The 17,133-nt window shown below is 62.1% G+C and carries 13 protein-coding genes; 12 read left to right on the forward strand and 1 reads right to left on the reverse strand.

What is annotated here, in order from left to right; translation table 11 throughout:
* Positions 1-137: 137 nt before the first annotated feature.
* Positions 138-3,311, forward strand: coding sequence for an amidohydrolase family protein (locus JM946_RS24305; RefSeq protein WP_203169977.1), 3,174 nt, complete (start codon positions 138-140; stop codon positions 3,309-3,311).
* A gap of 113 nt (positions 3,312-3,424) precedes the next feature.
* On the opposite strand, the gene JM946_RS24310 is transcribed toward JM946_RS24305, so the two are convergent.
* Positions 3,425-4,798, reverse strand: coding sequence for a glutamine synthetase family protein (locus JM946_RS24310; protein WP_203169978.1), 1,374 nt, complete (start codon positions 4,796-4,798; stop codon positions 3,425-3,427).
* A gap of 248 nt (positions 4,799-5,046) precedes the next feature.
* Here JM946_RS24310 and JM946_RS24315 point away from each other — a divergent pair, with 248 nt between their 5' ends.
* The 11 genes from JM946_RS24315 to JM946_RS24365 all read left to right on the forward strand — a co-directional run bounded on the left by JM946_RS24315 (position 5,047) and on the right by JM946_RS24365 (position 17,131).
* Positions 5,047-5,814, forward strand: a complete 768-nt coding sequence (locus tag JM946_RS24315; protein WP_203169979.1) for a gamma-glutamyl-gamma-aminobutyrate hydrolase family protein — start codon at positions 5,047-5,049, stop codon at positions 5,812-5,814.
* Positions 5,815-5,819: 5 nt separating this feature from the next.
* A complete protein-coding gene (locus JM946_RS24320; RefSeq protein ID WP_203169980.1) occupies positions 5,820-7,154 on the forward strand; it encodes a glutamine synthetase family protein in 1,335 nt (444 codons plus the stop codon).
* An 85-nt stretch (positions 7,155-7,239) separates the two neighbouring features.
* Positions 7,240-8,628, forward strand: a complete 1,389-nt coding sequence (locus JM946_RS24325; RefSeq protein ID WP_203169981.1) for an aspartate aminotransferase family protein — start codon at positions 7,240-7,242, stop codon at positions 8,626-8,628.
* 58 nt (positions 8,629-8,686) lie between these two features.
* Complete coding sequence (locus tag JM946_RS24330) at positions 8,687-9,838, forward strand: polyamine ABC transporter substrate-binding protein (RefSeq protein ID WP_203169982.1); 1,152 nt, start codon at positions 8,687-8,689, stop codon at positions 9,836-9,838.
* 21 nt (positions 9,839-9,859) lie between these two features.
* Positions 9,860-11,002, forward strand: coding sequence for an ABC transporter ATP-binding protein (locus JM946_RS24335; protein ID WP_203169983.1), 1,143 nt, complete (start codon positions 9,860-9,862; stop codon positions 11,000-11,002).
* Positions 10,999-12,006 carry an ABC transporter permease subunit gene (locus JM946_RS24340; protein WP_203169984.1) on the forward strand — a complete coding sequence of 336 codons (1,008 nt, stop codon included), beginning with the start codon at positions 10,999-11,001 and terminating at the stop codon, positions 12,004-12,006. The genes JM946_RS24335 and JM946_RS24340 overlap by 4 nt, the downstream gene beginning before the upstream one ends.
* Complete coding sequence (locus JM946_RS24345; protein ID WP_203169985.1) at positions 12,003-12,839, forward strand: ABC transporter permease subunit; 837 nt, start codon at positions 12,003-12,005, stop codon at positions 12,837-12,839. Before JM946_RS24340 ends, JM946_RS24345 begins: the two co-directional genes overlap by 4 nt.
* Before the next feature lie 51 nt (positions 12,840-12,890).
* Positions 12,891-14,036 (forward strand): methionine aminotransferase, encoded by a 1,146-nt coding sequence (locus tag JM946_RS24350; protein ID WP_203169986.1) that lies wholly within the window; start codon positions 12,891-12,893, stop codon positions 14,034-14,036.
* 58 nt (positions 14,037-14,094) lie between these two features.
* Positions 14,095-14,883 carry an amidohydrolase gene (locus JM946_RS24355; protein ID WP_203169987.1) on the forward strand — a complete coding sequence of 263 codons (789 nt, stop codon included), beginning with the start codon at positions 14,095-14,097 and terminating at the stop codon, positions 14,881-14,883.
* A 6-nt stretch (positions 14,884-14,889) separates the two neighbouring features.
* Complete coding sequence (locus tag JM946_RS24360) at positions 14,890-16,056, forward strand: trans-sulfuration enzyme family protein (protein ID WP_203169988.1); 1,167 nt, start codon at positions 14,890-14,892, stop codon at positions 16,054-16,056.
* 88 nt (positions 16,057-16,144) lie between these two features.
* Complete coding sequence (locus JM946_RS24365) at positions 16,145-17,131, forward strand: LLM class flavin-dependent oxidoreductase (protein WP_203169989.1); 987 nt, start codon at positions 16,145-16,147, stop codon at positions 17,129-17,131.
* The last annotated feature ends 2 nt before the right edge of the window (positions 17,132-17,133 follow it).

Here is a 17,133-nt window from a genome sequence, read left to right on the forward strand (position 1 = left end):
CGGCCAAATTTCGAGCCGACAAGCTAGGGCGGCTTACGGTTTTGCGCAACTCTGCGTCTATCTTGTCGATGGGCGCCGTTGACGCGCGCCATGCGCACGCCTGTTTAGAATCGGCTGACTGGCATAGGACTGAATGCATGCTCAAAAGTGCTCTGATCACCGTACTGGTTTCGCTCGGCACGGCCTCCGCCAGCACGCTGCCGCTGACTACACCGCGCCACGTCGGGTTCGAGACCGATGAGGGCACGTGGATGGCGCCGGACATCTCGCCCGACGGCAAGAGCATTCTGTTCGACCTGCTGGGCGACATCTACGCGCTGGACGCCGCGGGCGGTCGGGCTCGGCCGCTGTTGTCAGGGACCGCGTTCGAGGCGAACCCGGTGTTCTCGCCTGATGGCAAGCAGTTCGCGTTCGTCAGTGACCGTTCCGGCGCCAACAATCTTTGGATCGCGAATGTGGATGGCAGCGATCCGCGGCAGATTTCGCAAGACGAGGGCGCTGTGCTGTGGACGTCGCCGAGCTGGTCGCCGGATGGCGAGTATGTGTACGCATCGCGGATGACGCACTCGACGCTGGCGTTCGAAGTGTTCATGTTCAACAAGCACGGTGGCAGGGGCACGCAAGTCACCAAGGCGCGGCCGTCCGGCTCCGAGGACTTCGACAATCGCCGCAATGTGCTCGGCGCCGTGGTTTCGCCCGATGGTCGATATCTTTATTTCGCCTCGAAGATCGGCACGACCTGGTCGGACAAAGAGCCGCCACAGTGGTCGATCACTCGTCGCGACCTGCGTAACGGTCAGGATCACCAAATCATCCAGTCGCACGGCGAGGCCATGCAGCCGGCCTTGTCTCACGATGGTCGCCGGCTCGTGTACGCCAGCCGGTATCAGAATGACACGGGTTTGCGTATCCGCGATTTGAGTTCGGGGGACGATCAGTGGCTGTTGTATCCCATCGATGATGATGGGCATAACGGCGGTTATTACGCGAACTTGCTGCCTCGCTATACCTTCACGTCGGATGATCGAGCGCTGATTCTCAGCTCCGGCGGCAAGCTGCAGCGCTTGTCCCTGGTGGACCGCTCGCTAACGGACATTCCGTTCACGGCGCAGGTGGAGCTCGACATCGGGCCGCAGACCCGGGTCGAGCAGCGTGAAGAGACCGGGCCGGTTCGCGTGCGCGTGATCCAGCGGCCACGACAATCGCCGGACGGGCGCTCGGTGGTGTTCTCGGCACTAGGACAGTTGTATCTGCTCGATCTGCAGCCGGGCGCCAAGCCGCGAGCGCTGGGAGCAGGATATCAACCCTCATGGTCGGCTGATGGTCGTTCGATCGCGTTCGTCACCTGGAGCGCGCGCGATGGTGGGCATGTTTGGAGTATGGCTGCTCGCGGTCGGAGCGCGCCGAAACAACTCACTAACGTGTCGGCGTATTACACGGAGCCGGTGTTCGCGCCGGACGGCAAGAGCGTGCTGGCGTTGCGGGCGAGTCACTATGATCGTTTGCGTGCGTCTTCTGAAATCGATCCAAGCCGCGCGACGGACATTATTCGTTTGCCGGCGGCGGGCGGCGAGGCTCATCTCGTGGCGCATGCTTATGGCGCACGGTTGCTCGACTTCGGTAGCGAGCCGGATCTGATTCGTTTCTATTCTCCGGAAGGCGTGAAAACGCTGCGGCTCGATGAGCCTTCGGCAGAGCCGCGGCGAGTCGTGGTGATCGAGGCTCGACACCCTTCTCAGTACGTCGAGTCGGCGCGGCCGGCGGAGGAGGTGCGGTTGAGTCCGGATGGGCGCTGGGCTTTGGCTAGAACGGCGTCGCAGCTCTATCTGGTTTCGGTGCCGCCGTCGATGACCGCTGATCCGCCAGTCGTGAATCTGAAGGCGCCGTCGACTCGGGTTGTGAAGCTCACTTCAGTCGGCGCTGATTATTTTGCGTGGGCCGATGGCGGGCGGACCATTACGTGGTCGGTGGGTGCGTCGTTCCGGCGTGTTCCTTTGAGTGCTCTTGCCGATGCGGAAAAGACTGCGGAGCGCTTCGATGCCGTGGTCGAGGTCGGTCGTGACATTCCGGAGGGTTCGGTCGTGCTTCGAGGCGCGACGGTGATCACCATGCGCGGCGATGAAGTCCTGCGCAACGCAGATGTTGTGGTTGTGAACAACAAGATCGTCGGTGTGGGCGCGCAGGGCAGCGTCGATGTGCCGGAGGGCGCTGTGGTGCGCGACGTTTCTGGCAAGTACATCGTTCCGGGCTTCATCGATACACATGCACATTGGGCGGAGATGCGGCGCGACATCCTGGAGCCGAATCAGTGGCCGTTCCTGGCGAATCTTGCGTACGGCGTTACGTCGGGGCTCGACGTGCAGCCGTTCACCGTGGATGTGTTCGGGTATCAGGACATGATCGATGCCGGGCTGATGCTCGGGCCCCGTGCGTATTCCACTGGGCCGGGTGTGTTCGTCAACAGCGAAATCAATTCCGAAGCGGATGCGCGCAATGTATTGACGCGCTATCGCGACTACTACCGTACGCGCAACATCAAGTCGTACATGGTGGGTGGGCGTAAGGAGCGGCAGTTCATGATCCAAGGCGCGAGTGCGCTCGGCATGATGCCAACGACGGAGGGTGCGTCGGATTTGCACCTGAATCTCACTCATGCGTTGGATGGGTTCGCGGGTAACGAACATGCGTTGCCTGTTTCGCCGTTGCGCAAGGATGTCGTCGAGTTGTTCGCCAAGAGTCGGATTGCGTACACGCCGACGATCAGTGTGTTGTACGGCGGCAGGCCGGCGCTTTATGAAATGACCATTCGTCATGTGCCGCAGGCGGACGCGAAGGTGCGGAGGTTCATGCCTCCAGGTGTGCTCGATGTGAAGACGCGCACCGTGAAGTGGTCACGCCCTGAAGATCAAACTTACGCGTCGTTCGCGGCGGATGCGGTGGCGATTCAGCGTGCGGGTGGTTTGGTTGGCATGGGGAGTCATGGGGAGATGCAGGGCATCGGATATCACTGGGAGCTCGAGGCTTACGCTTCCGGCGGTGCGACTCCACATGAGGTGCTGCGGGCGGCGACGATCGGGTCAGCGGAAGTGATTGGGCGGGCTGGGGCGCTCGGTAGTCTCGAGGTGGGTAAGTTTGCGGACCTGCTCGTTTTGGATCGGAATCCGCTGGTTGATGTGACCAATACGGTTTCGCTGAGTTTGGTCATGAAGAACGGCCGCCTTTACGATGCGAACACACTCGATGAGGTTTGGCCGCGGCAGAAGGCGCTAGAGGCGCAGTGGTTTTGGAACGAGGCGCCGCCTCGCCGTTGAGCGGAAGACTCACCCTCTGACCCCTCCCGTGAACGGGCCGTGAACGGGAGGGGCTACCTGACTTTTCTCCCTGCGGGAGACGGGCTTTACGGAGTGATGATCCGGTAGAACCCTCAGCACGTGCGCGCGTACCACGCGTACTCGAGGGGAGAGACGTGAGACTCGAAGGCCTGTAGTTCGCCGCGGCGAGTAGTGACGAAAAGCTTGTGAAACTTCTCGCCGAGGTACTCGCGCATGACATTGCTCGCTTCTAGCTTCGAAGCGGCCTCAGGCCAGGTGATGGGAAGCGTGGTGACTGCGTTTCGATAGGGGTTGCCGGTCACGGGAGGGCCGGGGTCGAGTCGCAGGTCGAGGCCGTGATGTATGCCGGCGAGAACAGCGGCGGTGAGTAGATAAGGGTTCACGTCCGCCCCAGCCACTCGATGTTCGATACGTCGGTTCTCCGGGCTGCTGGCAGGAATTCGCAAAGCGACGCCGCGGTTGTTCACTGCCCAATTGGCATTCAAAGGAACATACGCCTCCGATCGATAGCGACGATATGAGTTCGCCGTCGGGGCGAAAATGAACATCGCGTCCGCCATGGTCGCCGCCAGCCCACCGATGGCGTGCTTCAACTGTTCGCTGCCCGTCGCCTCATCGGCAGCAAAAATATTCCGACCGTGCCGATCCAGCATGCTCACGTGAATGTGAGCTCCGCTGCCCGCCATATCCATGTAAGGCTTGGGCATGAACGTCGCCTCCATGCCGTGGCGTGCCGCGACTCCCCGCACCAGTCGCTTGAAACGAATCGCCTGATCGCAGGCGAGCAGAGCATCCGACGTATGCTGAAGATTCACTTCGAACTGGCCGGGCCCGTACTCCGCCAGCGCCGTGCCCGCCGGAATCTGCTGGGCCTCGCAAGCGCTGGAGATCTCCGCGAGCACCGCCGAGTACTCGTTCAGATCCGCCATGGAGTTGATCTGCGTCTGATATTCGCGGCGCCCGGTCTGTGGCAACCGAGGCGGTTGCGCACGCCCGTCGACAGTGCGCTCCGGATCGAGCAGGTAGAACTCGAGCTCGATGGCCACGACGGGCGTCAGCCCGAGCGAGTGAAAGCGATTCAACACTGAGGCCAACACATGACGCGGGTCCCCGTAGAACGGCGAGCCGTCGTGATCGATCATCGACACCTGGATCTGTGCGACGCCTTCGCCGTCACGCCAGGGTACGGGCACCAGCGTGCCCTCGATCGGCAGACAGCGACGATCCGCATCGCCTTCATCGAAGCCGAGGCCGGTTTCCTGAATCGTGCCGCCGAGCACGTCGAGCGCGAACATCGAGCCCGGCAGCAGAAAGCTGCCGCGGTACATACTCGGCAACTCGGCGATGGTCACGCGCTTGCCGCGAGGGATTCCGCACAAGTCGGCGAGTAGCACATCGACAAAGCGCGTTTCGGGATGGCGCAGCTTGAAGGCAGTCAGCTGCACGGAGTGGTCAGTGACCGCCATAAGGGATTCCCTGTTTAAGATTTGGGTGCGCCCGGCGCCTCACTGACGGGCCCGGCGCACAGCCAGGATAGCCACTGCGGGCTAGGGGCGGCAAGCGGACAACGTGCGATGCGGCGGATGCAAGCTATTGAAGTGACTATATTTCCGCCTCATCCTACATTCGCGGACGGGCGGCCCAGCCACGGATGTGCTTAAATGCCGGCACGCGACCAGGCTGCTGAACTGGCTCGTCGTTAAAGATCTTAAACGTGTCAACGCGTAGGCCTCTTATCGGGATTCCGGCGGACAGGCGTCTGTTGGGCCACCATTACTTCCACTGCGTCGGCGAGAAATACATCGCCGCGGTGGCTGAAGGCGCTCAGGCCGTCCCTGTCTTGATTCCGTCGCTGGGCGAGGGCCTGCAAGCGCGTGAGCTGCTGGCGGACTTCGACGGCATCCTGTTGACCGGCAGCCCGTCGAATGTCGAGCCGCATCGATACAACGGTCCGGCCAGCGCGCCGGGCACCTTGCACGACGCCTGGCGGGACGCAACCACGCTGCCGATGATCCCGCAGGTGATCGAGGCAGGGCTGCCGCTGCTCGCCATCTGTCGGGGCTTTCAGGAGATGAATGTCGCGTTCGGCGGCACCCTCTGGCAAAAGCTGCACGAGGTGCAGGGCTATCGCGATCATCGCGAAGATCTCGAAGCGCCGCTCGATGAGCAGTACGGGCCGGCGCACGACATCGAGCTGGCTCCGGATGGCCTGCTCGCACGGCTGTCGGGCGAGCGGCGGCTGACAGTGAATTCGCTGCACTCGCAGGGAGTGCAGACCCTGGGCGCCGGCCTCGCGGTCGAGGCGCGCGCTCCGGACGGAGTGATCGAGGCATTTCGGGTGGCGGACGCGCCGTCATTCGCGCTCGGGCTGCAGTGGCATCCCGAGTGGAAGTTCAAAGACAACTCTTTTTCGCGCGCGCTGTTCGCCGCTTTTGGCGAAGCTGCACGCGAGCGTGCCCTACAACGGGCCAAGGTCAGGTGATTCCAATGAGCACCATCCAACAATTCTTTAAAGAACATGGCATCTCGGAGTGCGAGGCCATCATTCCCGACATGGCCGGCGTACCACGCGGGAAGGTGATGCCCGCGGCGAAGTTCGCCGAGGAAGAAGGCATGCGCCTGCCCGAGAGCATCTTCCTGCAGACCGTCACCGGCGAATATCCCGATGACGAGCGCGCCATCAGCCCGTCGGAAATCGACGTGGTGATGAAGGCCGATCCGACCAGCATTCGCGTCGTGCCGTGGGCGGCCGAGCCCACCGCGCAGGTGATCCACGACAGTTTTTATTCCGATGGCCGGCCCGTGACGATGGCGCCGCGTTACGTGCTTCAACACGTGCTGGAGCTGTATGCGCAGCACGGCTGGGATCCGGTGGTCGCGCCCGAGCTGGAGTTCTATCTCATCGAGCCGAACACCGACTCCGACTATCCGTTGAAGCCGCCGATCGGCCGTTCCGGTCGTCCGGAAATCGGCCGCCAGTCGTACTCGATCGCGGCGGTCAACGAGTTCGATCCGCTGTTCGACGACATGTATGCATTCTGCGAGGCGCAGGACATCGAGATCGATACCCTGATCCACGAGGACGGCGCCGCGCAGATGGAAATCAATCTGCTGCATGGAAACGCGATGTCGCTCGCCGACCAGGTGTTCCTGTTCAAGCGTACGGCGCGCGAAGCGGCGCTCCGTCACAAGATGTATGCGACCTTCATGGCCAAGCCGATGGCGCGCGAGCCGGGCAGCGCCATGCATATCCACCAGAGCATCATCGATCGTCGCACCGGCAACAACGTGTTCAGCGACGCCGAAGGGCGGCCGTCGCCGCTGTTCTTTTCTCATATCGCGGGCCTGCAGAAGTATCTGCCGGCGGCGATGTCGCTGTTCGCGCCGAACGTGAATTCCTATCGGCGCATCACGCGGCACTATTCCGCACCGATCAATACACAATGGGGCTATGACAACCGCACCGCTGGACTACGTGTGCCGGTATCGAACCCCAAGAATCGACGCGTCGAAAACCGGATCGCCGGCGCCGACGCCAACCCGTATCTGGCGATCGCTGCGTCGCTGGCGTGCGGCTATCTCGGCATGGTCGAAGGGCTGAAGCCGAGCGAGCCCATTACCGGCAGCGCTTACGATCTGCCGTTCTCGCTCCCCCGCAACATCGAGGACTCGCTGCGGCTGTTGCGGGAGTGCCGGCCGCTGATCGAAATGCTGAGCGAGCGCTTCGTGATCGCCTATGCGGCCGTGAAAGAGAACGAATACGAAACCTTTTTGCAGGTCATCAGCTCGTGGGAACGCGAGCACCTGCTGCTGAACGTTTGAGGCGAGCGGCGAGCCTGCTCGTAAACAACATGACTTATTCCCGTCGATTTCGCTAACCCATCCACAACGCTCGTTTCGCACCATCATGGCGTCGTCAATTCCCGAGCGCAGCACTGCCGAGTGGCAGGCGCTCGATGCAGCCCATTACATTCATCCGTTCACGGACCACGCGGCACTGAGCAAGAAGGGCACGCGAGTCATCACTCGCGCCGAAGGCGTTTACTTATATGAGTCGGACGGCCGTCGCATTCTCGATGGCATGTCCGGCTTGTGGTGCGTGAATCTCGGCTACGGTCGGCGTGAGCTGGCCGATGCCGCTTACCGGCAGATGCAGGAGCTGCCGTACTACAACAGCTTCTTTCAGGTGGCGCATCCGCCGGCAATAGAGCTGGCGCGGCTGCTGTCCGAAGTCACTCCGCCGCAGTTCAAGCACGTGTTCTTCACCGGGTCGGGTTCGGAAGCGAACGACACGGTGGTGCGCACCGTGCGTCATTACTGGAGCGTGCTCGGCCAGCCGCAACGTACGGTCATCATCAGCCGGCACAACGCGTATCACGGCAGCACCATGGCCGGCGCCAGCCTCGGCGGCATGAAGCCCATGCATCAGCAGGGCGGCTTGCCTATTCCGGGCATCGTGCACATCCGGCAGCCGTACTGGTTCGGCGAAGGCGGTGATCTGTCGCCCGAAGAGTTCGGCCTGGTAGCGGCGCGCGCGCTGGAAGAAAAGATTCTCGAACTCGGCCCGGACACCGTCGCTGCATTCATCGGCGAGCCCATTCAGGGCGCCGGCGGCGTGATCATCCCGCCCCCGACGTACTGGCCCGAGATCCAGCGCATCGTGGACAAGTACGGCATCCTGCTGGTGGCGGACGAAGTCATCTGCGGCTTCGGGCGCACCGGCCGCTGGTTCGGCTCCGAGTACTTCGGCATTCGTCCCGATCTCATGCCCATCGCCAAGGGGCTGTCCTCGGGCTATCTGCCCATCGGCGGCGTGATGGTCGGCGACCGGGTCGCGGCGGTCATGACCGATCAGGCGGGCGAGTTCCATCACGGCTTCACTTATTCCGGCCATCCTGTCGCCTGCGCAGTGGCCTGCACCGCCATCAACATCCTGCGCGACGAGCGGATCGTCGCACGCGTTGCAGATGACCTTGCACCCTACTTGCAGCAGCGCTGGCAGGAACTGGCGTCCCATCCTCTGGTCGGCGAGGCCCGCATCGTCGGCTTGATCGGCGCGCTCGAGCTGGTGAAGGACAAAGCCAGCCGCCAGAGCTTCCCGGATCCGGGCGAGGTCGGCCTGCTGTGCCGGGATCTGTGCATCGCCAACGGGCTGGTCATGAGAGCGGTGCGAGACACCATGATCATTGCACCGCCTTTGGTCATCACGCACGCGCAGATCGACGAGCTGGTGGAAAAGGCCCGCCTCGCGTTGGATCAGACCCTGGAGCAACTGCACCGTCAGGGTAGGTTATAGCCGCTGCCCCTGCTTCTGCGATACGCTCTTTCTTTCCACTTCGCGGGGAGAATTCCTGATGAGTAGGGCGTTGAACAGTTCCGTGCGCGCCGGGCTTGCCGTCGCCTCGATTGCGCTCGCCGTCGCGGCCTGCGGCAAGAAGGAAGAAGCACAGCAGTCGCAAGCGCCTGGCGCTGCCGCCGCCGAGGAGAAGATCCTCCACGTCTACAACTGGTCGGACTACATCGCCGAAGACACCATCAAGAACTTCGAAGCGCAGACCGGCATCAAGGTCACCTACGACGTCTTCGACTCCAACGACATGCTCGAGACGCGCCTGCTGGCGGGCAACTCCGGCTTCGACGTGGTGGTGCCGTCGGCTTCGTTCCTGGAGCGCCAGATCAAGGCCGGCGTGTTCCAGAAGCTGGACAAGAGCCAGATCCCCAACCTGCAGCACATGGATCCGGACATTCAGCAGCGCGTCGCGCTCCACGACCCGAACAACGAGCATTCGGTGACTTACCTGTGGGGCACCACGGGCATCGGCTACAACGTCGATAAAGTGAAAAAAATCTTAGGGGATAAACCGCTCGACTCCTGGAATCAGATTTTCGATCCCAAGGAAATCGCCAGATTCAAGGACTGCGGCGTGTCGGTGCTGGACGCGCCGGATGAAATCCTGAAGGTGGTGCTGCAGTGGATGGGCCGCGATCCCAACAGCCAGAAGGACGAGGATCTGACCGCTGCGGCCGAGAAGCTGCAACAGATCCGCCCGTACATCCGCAAGATCCATTCCTCGCAGTACATCGACGATCTGGCCAATGGCGAGCTGTGCGTCTCGATCGGCTGGAGCGGCGACATCCTGCAGGCGCGCGACCGCGCCGAGGAGGCCGGGCAGGGCGTGAAGGTGGCCTATTCGATTCCGAAGGAAGGCACCATCGTGTGGTTCGACATGCTGGCCATCCCCGCCGACGCCAAGCACCCGAAGAACGCGCATGCCTTCATCAACTATCTGATGGAGCCGCAGGTGGCCGCCAACAACACCAACTTCGTGAACTACGCCAACGCCAATGCCGCCTCGTTCGGCATGGTCAACGACGAGGTGAAGAACGATCCGGGCGTGTATCCGACGCCGGAGGTGAAGGCCAAGCTGTTCCCCTCGCTGGCCTATAACGAGCAGGCCACCGCCACCATGGCGCGCCTGTGGCAGAAGTTCACGACCGGCCAGTAGCGCAAGGTCTCTCGATACGACATGGCCACGAATGCGCGGCCCCAGCAACAGCTTGCGGTCTGGAACGATCCGCAAGCTGTTCCTTACGTGCACATCGATCGCGTCACCAAGAAGTTCGGCGACTTCGTTGCGGTCAACAACGTCTCGCTGAAGATCTATAAAAAGGAGCTGTTCTGCCTGCTCGGCGGCTCGGGCTGCGGCAAGACCACGCTGCTGCGCATGCTGGCGGGCTTCGAAGAGCCCACCAGCGGCAAGATCTTCATCGATGGCGTGGACATGACCAACATCCCGCCGTACGAGCGCCCGGTGAACATGATGTTCCAGTCGTATGCGCTGTTTCCGCATATGACGGTGGAGCAGAACGTCGCGTTCGGCCTGAAACAGGACGGCGTTGCCAAGCACGAGATCCGCACGCGCGTCGATGACATGCTCAAGCTGGTGCGGCTCCAGCAGTTCGCCCAGCGCAAACCCCATCAGCTCTCCGGCGGTCAACGTCAGCGCGTGGCACTGGCGCGCTCGTTGGTGAAGCGGCCGAAGTTGCTGCTGCTCGACGAGCCGCTCGGCGCGCTGGATAAGAAGCTGCGAGAGCACACCCAGTTCGAGCTGGTGAATCTGCAGGAGCAGCTCGGCGTGACGTTCGTGGTCGTGACGCACGACCAGGAAGAGGCGATGACGCTGTCGACGCGCATCGGCGTGATGAATGCCGGCGAGATCATTCAGGTCGGCACGCCCAAGGACATCTACGAGTATCCGAACAGCAAGTTCGTCGCCGAGTTCATCGGCAACGTGAACATGTTCGAGGGTCGGCTGATCGAAGACGAGCCGGATCACGTGCGCATCGACTCAGCGGAGCTGGGCGGCACGATTTTCGTCGATCACGGCGTGAGCTCGGCGCCGGATGCGGTGGTGGCGGCGGCGATTCGTCCGGAGAAGATCATCATCTCGCTCGAGAGGCCGGAGCAGGCGGACAACGTCGCGCAGGGCATCGTCAAGGAGATCGCGTACCTGGGCGACATGTCCGTGTACCTGGTGCAGCTGGCCTCCGGCAAGGTGGTGCGAATCACCCAGCCCAACACTTACCGGCATGCCGAGGCTTCCATCACCTGGGATCAGACGGTGTACTTGAGCTGGCATGCCTCCAGCCCAGTGGTGCTTAGCGAATGAACGCGCGCGCGGAAGCGCCTCGTCGCCATCGCCAGAGCGCTGGAGTTCAGCTCATCCTGGATTTCCTGCAGCGCTTGCCGCCGTATCGCTGGACGCAGGCGCGGCTGGTGCGTTGGGGGCTCACGGGCCGCACGCTGGTGACGGCGGTGCCGTACTTCTGGCTGCTGCTGTTCTTCCTGGTTCCGTTCATCATCGTTCTGAAGATTTCGTTCGCCGAAGCGCGCATCGGCATTCCACCGTACTCGCCGCTGCTGAACTGGGTGGACGGCAGCCTGGCGCAGATCCGGCTCAACTTCGCAACCTTCCAGAACATGATTCAGGACAGCCTCTACTGGAAGGCGTACCTGAACTCGATCAAGGTGGCCGCCGTCTCGACGCTGTTCTGTCTGCTGATCGGCTATCCCATGGCGTACGCCATCGCGCGGGCGCAATCCACCTGGCGTCACATCTTGTTGATGATGGTGATCCTGCCGTTCTGGACGTCCTTTCTGCTGCGCGTGTATGCGTGGATCGGCATCTTGAAGAACAACGGGCTCATCAACAATTTCTTGATGTGGACTGGCCTGATCGAGCAGCCCATCGTGATGCTGCAGACCGATTTCGCCATCTATGTCGGCATCGTGTATTCGTACCTGCCGTTCATGATCCTGCCGCTGTACTCGAACCTGGAAAAGATGGACCTGACCTTGCTCGAGGCCGCGGCCGATCTCGGCGCCAAGCCGTTCAAGACTTTTCTCACCATCACTCTGCCGCTGTCGATGCCGGGCATCGTGGCGGGTTCCATGCTGGTGTTCATTCCGGCGGTGGGCGAGTTCGTGATCCCCGAGCTGCTCGGCCCGTCCGATTCTTTGATGATCGGCAAGGTGCTGTGGCAGGTGTTTTTCACCAAGCGTGACTGGCCGGCCGCGTGCGCCGTGGCGATCGCATTGCTGTTGCTGCTGGTGATCCCGATCGTGATGCTACAGCGAGCGCAGGCCGCTGAAGCTCGCGGAGCGCATCGATGAAACAGTCATCGACGTTTCGCCTGTCAGTGCTCGTGTTCGGGTTCGCGTTCCTGTACATCCCGATCCTGTCGCTGATCGTCTATTCGTTCAATAAGTCGCGGCTGGTGACGGTGTGGGGAGGATTCTCGACCCAGTGGTACGGCCGACTGCTGGACAACGATCAGATTCTCGACGCCGCGTGGCTGTCGTTGAAAATCGCTGCGATCAACGCGACAGGCGCGGTGATCCTCGGCACGCTGGCGGGGCTGGCGTTGGCGCGCTTCGGCAAGTTCCGCGGCCGGACCTTGCTCTCCGGCATGACGACTGCGCCGCTGGTCATGCCCGAGGTCATTACCGGCCTGTCGTTGCTGATGTTGTTCGTGGTGATGGAAGCGATGTTCGGTTGGCCGGCTGGCCGCGGCGTCACCACCGTGACCATCGCGCACATGACGCTAACGCTCGCGTATGTCACTGTTATCGTGCAGTCGCGGTTGTCGACGCTGGACGATTCGCTCGAAGAAGCGGCGATGGATCTGGGCGCGCGGCCGTCCAAGATTTTCTTTGTGATCACGCTGCCCATCATCGCGCCGGCGCTGATCTCCGGCTGGCTGTTGTCGTTCACCATCTCGCTGGACGACCTGGTGATTGCAAGCTTCGTGTCCGGCCCGGGGTCCAGCACTTTGCCCATGGTGATCTTTTCCAAAGTGCGCATGGGCGTCAGCCCGGACATCAACGCGCTCGCGTCCATCATCGTGCTGCTGGTCACCATCGGTGTGATCACGGCCGGTATTTTCCTGGCGCGGCAGGAAAAACGCCGGCAGCGCGACATGCAGATGGCCGCGGCTGCCAAGTAACGGGCGCACTCGCGCCTGGCGCGAGATGCCCGAGATCAAGTTGGGGGCGGGATGAACATCCGATCCAAGCTGCCGCACGTCGGCACCACCATTTTCACCGTGATGACCAATCGCGCCCGCGAGCTGGGCGCGATCAATCTGGCGCAGGGATTCCCCGATTACGACGCGCCGGCCAAGCTCAAAGATTTGCTCGCGTATCACGTGGCTGCCGGTCACAACCAGTACGCGCCCATGATCGGCGTTGCCGAGTTGCGCGAGCAGATCGCGTTGAAGCTCGGAGCGAGCTACGGCCGCTTTCCCAACAGCGACAGTGAAATCACCGTCACGCTTGGGGCTACCGAGGCGATCTTTTCAGCGGTGGTTGCACTGGTGCATCCGGGCGAGGAAGTCATTCTGTTCGATCCTTCCTACGACTCTTACGCGCCAGCGGTCATTTCCGCCGGTGGTCGCCCGATTCATATTCCGCTCGATCCGCCGAAGTTCGCGATCGATTGGGATCGGGTGCGAGCAGCGCTGTCGCCTCGCACTCGGTTGGTGATGATCAATACGCCGCACAACCCAGTCACGACGGTAATCCCGCGCAAAGAACTGGACATCCTCGCCGAAATCCTGCGCCCGACCGATGCGCTGGTGATTTCGGATGAAGTGTACGAGCACATGATCTACGACGGTGCGCGCCATGCGAGCATCGTCGAGCATCCCGAGCTATATGAGCGGGGTGTGGCCGTGTTCTCGTTCGGCAAGACCATGCATGCGACTGGATGGCGTGTCGGATACGCGGTGGCGCCGCCCGAGATCACGCGCGAGATCCGCAGGGTTCATCAGTTCAATACATTCTGCATCGCGCATCCATTGCAGCTGGCGATCGCCGATTTCCTGAAACAGGCGCCGCAGCACAACGCCGGCTTGAGTGCCTTCTATCAGGCCAAACGCGACCGCTTCCTGGAGCTGCTGCGCAACTCCAGTTTCAGCTGGACGCCAGCGGCTGGGAGCTTTTTCCAGCTGCTGGACTTCAGCGCCATCAGCAAGGAAGGGGACACCGAGTTCGCCGACCAGGTGTTGCGACAGGTCGGCGTGGCCTCGATCCCCGTGTCGCCGTTCTATGTTTCGCCACCGAAGTTGAACGTGCTGCGCTTCTGCTTCGCCAAGAACGACTCGACCTTGGAAGAAGCAGCCGAGCGGCTGTGCAAGCTTTAGCCCACGGACGGAGGGAGAAGACTGGCGATGACGGGCTTTGCGCCGTATCTTCGCCATCATGAGCACGCTCGAAGCTACATTGATCCAGACCGATCTGGTCTGGCACGACCCGGCCGCCAACCGGCGCCGCTTGCAGGAACGCTTCGCCGCGCTGGACGGTCCGCCCGATCTCATCGTGCTGCCGGAAATGTTCACGACCGGTTTCACCATGGACGCCAGCTCGGTGGCGGAAGTCGCCGACGGGCCTACCGTCGCGTGGATGCGAGAACAAGCGGCGAGGTTGGGGGCGGTGATCACCGGCAGCATCGCGACCCGACAGGGTGAGTGCTATTTCAACCGGCTGATCTGGATGCGGCCGGACGGCACCCATGAGAGTTACGACAAACGCCATCTGTTCAGGATGGCGCACGAGCACGATCACTATTCCGCGGGCGCGAAGCGGCTGATCGTGGAGCTGAAGGGTTGGAAGATTCTGCCTCTGGTGTGTTACGACCTGCGCTTCCCGGTGTGGAGTCGCAATAGAGCCGAGGACGCCTACGACGTGTTGCTGTACGTTGCCAATTGGCCCGAGCGCCGTCGGTATGCGTGGCAAACTTTGATCAAGGCTCGAGCCATCGAGAACCTGAGTTACTGCATCGGCGTCAACCGTGTCGGCAAAGACGGCAACGATGTGAACTACAGTGGCGATAGCGCCGTCGTGGATTTCCTCGGCCAACCGATGACGGCGCCGTCGGAGCAGGAATTCGTCGCCAGCGTCACGCTCGACAAGGCTGCGCTCGAAGGATTCCGTAACAAGTTCCCGGCGCACCTGGATGCCGACCAGTTTCATTTGACCGTGGATCGTTGAGCCGCCATGAAGATTTCCACTCGCGTCAATCATCCGCCGGCCGTCGCCGTGCCGGCCGACAATCGGCCGCTGGTCGCGCCGATCTATCAATCGGTGAAATTCACATTCGACGATGTCGCCGAAACGGAGCGGCAGTCGCGAGGACAGCGCGATGGGTTTCAATACTCTCGCGTGTCCAATCCGACGCTGCAGCAGCTGAGTCTCACGCTGGCGCAGTTGCAAGGCCGCGATGATTGCCTGCTGACCGCCTCGGGCGTCGCGGCCGTCAATCTGGCGCTGCTGGCGCTGTGCAAGCAAGGCGATCACGTGATGTTGTTTGCGGAGATGTATCAGCCGACGCGTTACATGATCCGTCGACTGCTTGGGCGTTACGGCGTGACTCACACGATGCTGTCGATCGAGGACACTGTTGGGATCGAACAGGCGCTGGCGGCGAAGCCCACGCGGCTGGTGATGTTCGAATCGCCGAGCAATCCGGTGCTCAAGATTGCGGACATCGAGGCCATCACAGCTGCGGCCCGTCGTCATGGCGCGTTGACGGTGCTGGACAACACCTTCGCCGGCTTTCACAACCACGGCCAGTTCGAAATCGACGTGTTCGTGCACAGTCTGACCAAGTACGCGTCCGGGCATGGCGATGTCATGGGCGGCGCGGTGATCGCTCGCCGCGAGCTCATCGACAGGATGCGACAGGACTTCATCGTGCTCGGCGCCACGCTCGATCCGCACACCGCCTTCCTGATCCAGCGCGGATTGAAAACATATGCGCTGCGATACGAGCGTCAGTGCGCGAATGCAATGCATGTCGCGCGCTTTCTCGAAGGTCATCCGCAGGTGGCGCGCGTTAGCTATCCAGGATTGACGTCACACCCGCAGTATCAGCTCGCGCAGCGCCAAATGCTGGATGCAGGAACCATCGTGTCGGTCGAGCTCAAGGAGCAGGGTGGGTCGCCGGCAGCTTTTGCGAATGCCCTGAAGCTGTTTGCAATTTCCGCCAGCGTCGGCTCCACCGAGTCGCTGGTGCAGCCGGGCCAACTGATGAAGCCGCGCGACCTCAACGAGAGCGAGCAGCAATGGGCGGCGGTGTCCGACCGCACCATGCGGCTGTCGGTCGGAATCGAGGACGCCGAGGATCTGGTGGCTGATCTGCAGCAGGCCTTGTCGGCGGTTTGACCCTGCCTGTTCGGCCTGAGCGGACGTGAACTTCTGTTGTTCCTGGATGGCTTGAATCCGCGACCGGAGACTCAAGTAATCTGCCGCCATGGCTATTCTATCCGTCCTCGATCTGTCACCCATTCCGGTGGGCAGCGATGCTGCTCAGTCGTTACGCAACTCGCTCGATCTGGCCCAGCATGCGGAGCGGTGGGGGTACCGCAGGTTCTGGCTGGCCGAGCATCACAGCATGCCGGGCATCGCCAGCGCGGCGACCGCGGTGGTCATCGGCCATGTCGCGGCGGGCACCTCGAGCATACGAGTGGGCGCGGGCGGCATCATGCTGCCCAACCATTCTCCGCTGACCATCGCGGAGCAGTTTGGCACGCTGGAGTCTTTGTTTCCTGGCCGCATCGATCTGGGACTGGGGCGGGCCCCTGGTTCCGATCAGGCCACGGCGCGGGCACTTCGGCGGACGCTCAATTCGGATCCCGAAGCTTTCCCTCAGGATGTGCTCGAACTGCTTGCGTACTTCGGGCCACTGCAGGAAGGGCAGCGCGTGCAGGCGGTGCCTGGGCAGGGGTTGAATGTTCCTATCTGGATTCTCGGCTCCAGTTTGTTTGGCGCGCAGGTCGCGGCCGCGCTGGGCCTGCCATTCGCATTCGCTTCGCACTTCGCGCCGGCGCAGTTGATGCACGCGTTCGAAATCTATCGCGCGCGGTTCAAGCCATCCCAGTATCTGGATAAGCCGTACGCCATGGCCGGCTTCAATGTCTTCGGTGCGGACACTGACGAAGAGGCGAAGGTGCTGGTCACTTCCATGCAGCAGGCATTCGTGAACCTGCGCTCCGGCACACCGAAGAAATTACAGCCGCCTGTGCCCGGCTATTACGAAAACCTGCATCCGCACGATCGTTCCATCCTGGACGACGTGCTGGCCTGCTCGGCGATCGGGTCTCCCGACACCGTGCGGCGTCAACTGAAAGAGTTCGCCGAACGAAGCGGTGCGGACGAGATCATCGTCGCATCTATGATCTACGACCACGCCGCCCGCCTGCGCTCGTATGAGATCGCCGCCGAGGTCAACGCAGGCTGAGC

The sequence above is a fragment of the Steroidobacter gossypii genome, from assembly GCF_016801985.1.
In the GTDB taxonomy this organism is placed as follows: Bacteria; Pseudomonadota; Gammaproteobacteria; order Steroidobacterales; family Steroidobacteraceae; genus Steroidobacter; species Steroidobacter gossypii.

What these genes read in the sequence shown, in the direction of transcription:
- JM946_RS24305 (WP_203169977.1), top strand. Translation starts at nt 138, where the DNA reads ATGCTCAAAAGTGCTCTGATCACCGTACTGGTTTCGCTCGGCACGGCC.
- JM946_RS24310 (WP_203169978.1), bottom strand. Translation starts at nt 4,798, where the DNA reads ATGGCGGTCACTGACCACTCCGTGCAGCTGACTGCCTTCAAGCTGCGC.
- JM946_RS24320 (WP_203169980.1), top strand. Translation starts at nt 5,820, where the DNA reads ATGAGCACCATCCAACAATTCTTTAAAGAACATGGCATCTCGGAGTGC.
- JM946_RS24325 (WP_203169981.1), top strand. Translation starts at nt 7,240, where the DNA reads ATGGCGTCGTCAATTCCCGAGCGCAGCACTGCCGAGTGGCAGGCGCTC.
- JM946_RS24330 (WP_203169982.1), top strand. Translation starts at nt 8,687, where the DNA reads ATGAGTAGGGCGTTGAACAGTTCCGTGCGCGCCGGGCTTGCCGTCGCC.
- JM946_RS24335 (WP_203169983.1), top strand. Translation starts at nt 9,860, where the DNA reads ATGGCCACGAATGCGCGGCCCCAGCAACAGCTTGCGGTCTGGAACGAT.
- JM946_RS24340 (WP_203169984.1), top strand. Translation starts at nt 10,999, where the DNA reads ATGAACGCGCGCGCGGAAGCGCCTCGTCGCCATCGCCAGAGCGCTGGA.
- JM946_RS24345 (WP_203169985.1), top strand. Translation starts at nt 12,003, where the DNA reads ATGAAACAGTCATCGACGTTTCGCCTGTCAGTGCTCGTGTTCGGGTTC.
- JM946_RS24350 (WP_203169986.1), top strand. Translation starts at nt 12,891, where the DNA reads ATGAACATCCGATCCAAGCTGCCGCACGTCGGCACCACCATTTTCACC.
- JM946_RS24355 (WP_203169987.1), top strand. Translation starts at nt 14,095, where the DNA reads ATGAGCACGCTCGAAGCTACATTGATCCAGACCGATCTGGTCTGGCAC.
- JM946_RS24360 (WP_203169988.1), top strand. Translation starts at nt 14,890, where the DNA reads ATGAAGATTTCCACTCGCGTCAATCATCCGCCGGCCGTCGCCGTGCCG.
- JM946_RS24365 (WP_203169989.1), top strand. Translation starts at nt 16,145, where the DNA reads ATGGCTATTCTATCCGTCCTCGATCTGTCACCCATTCCGGTGGGCAGC.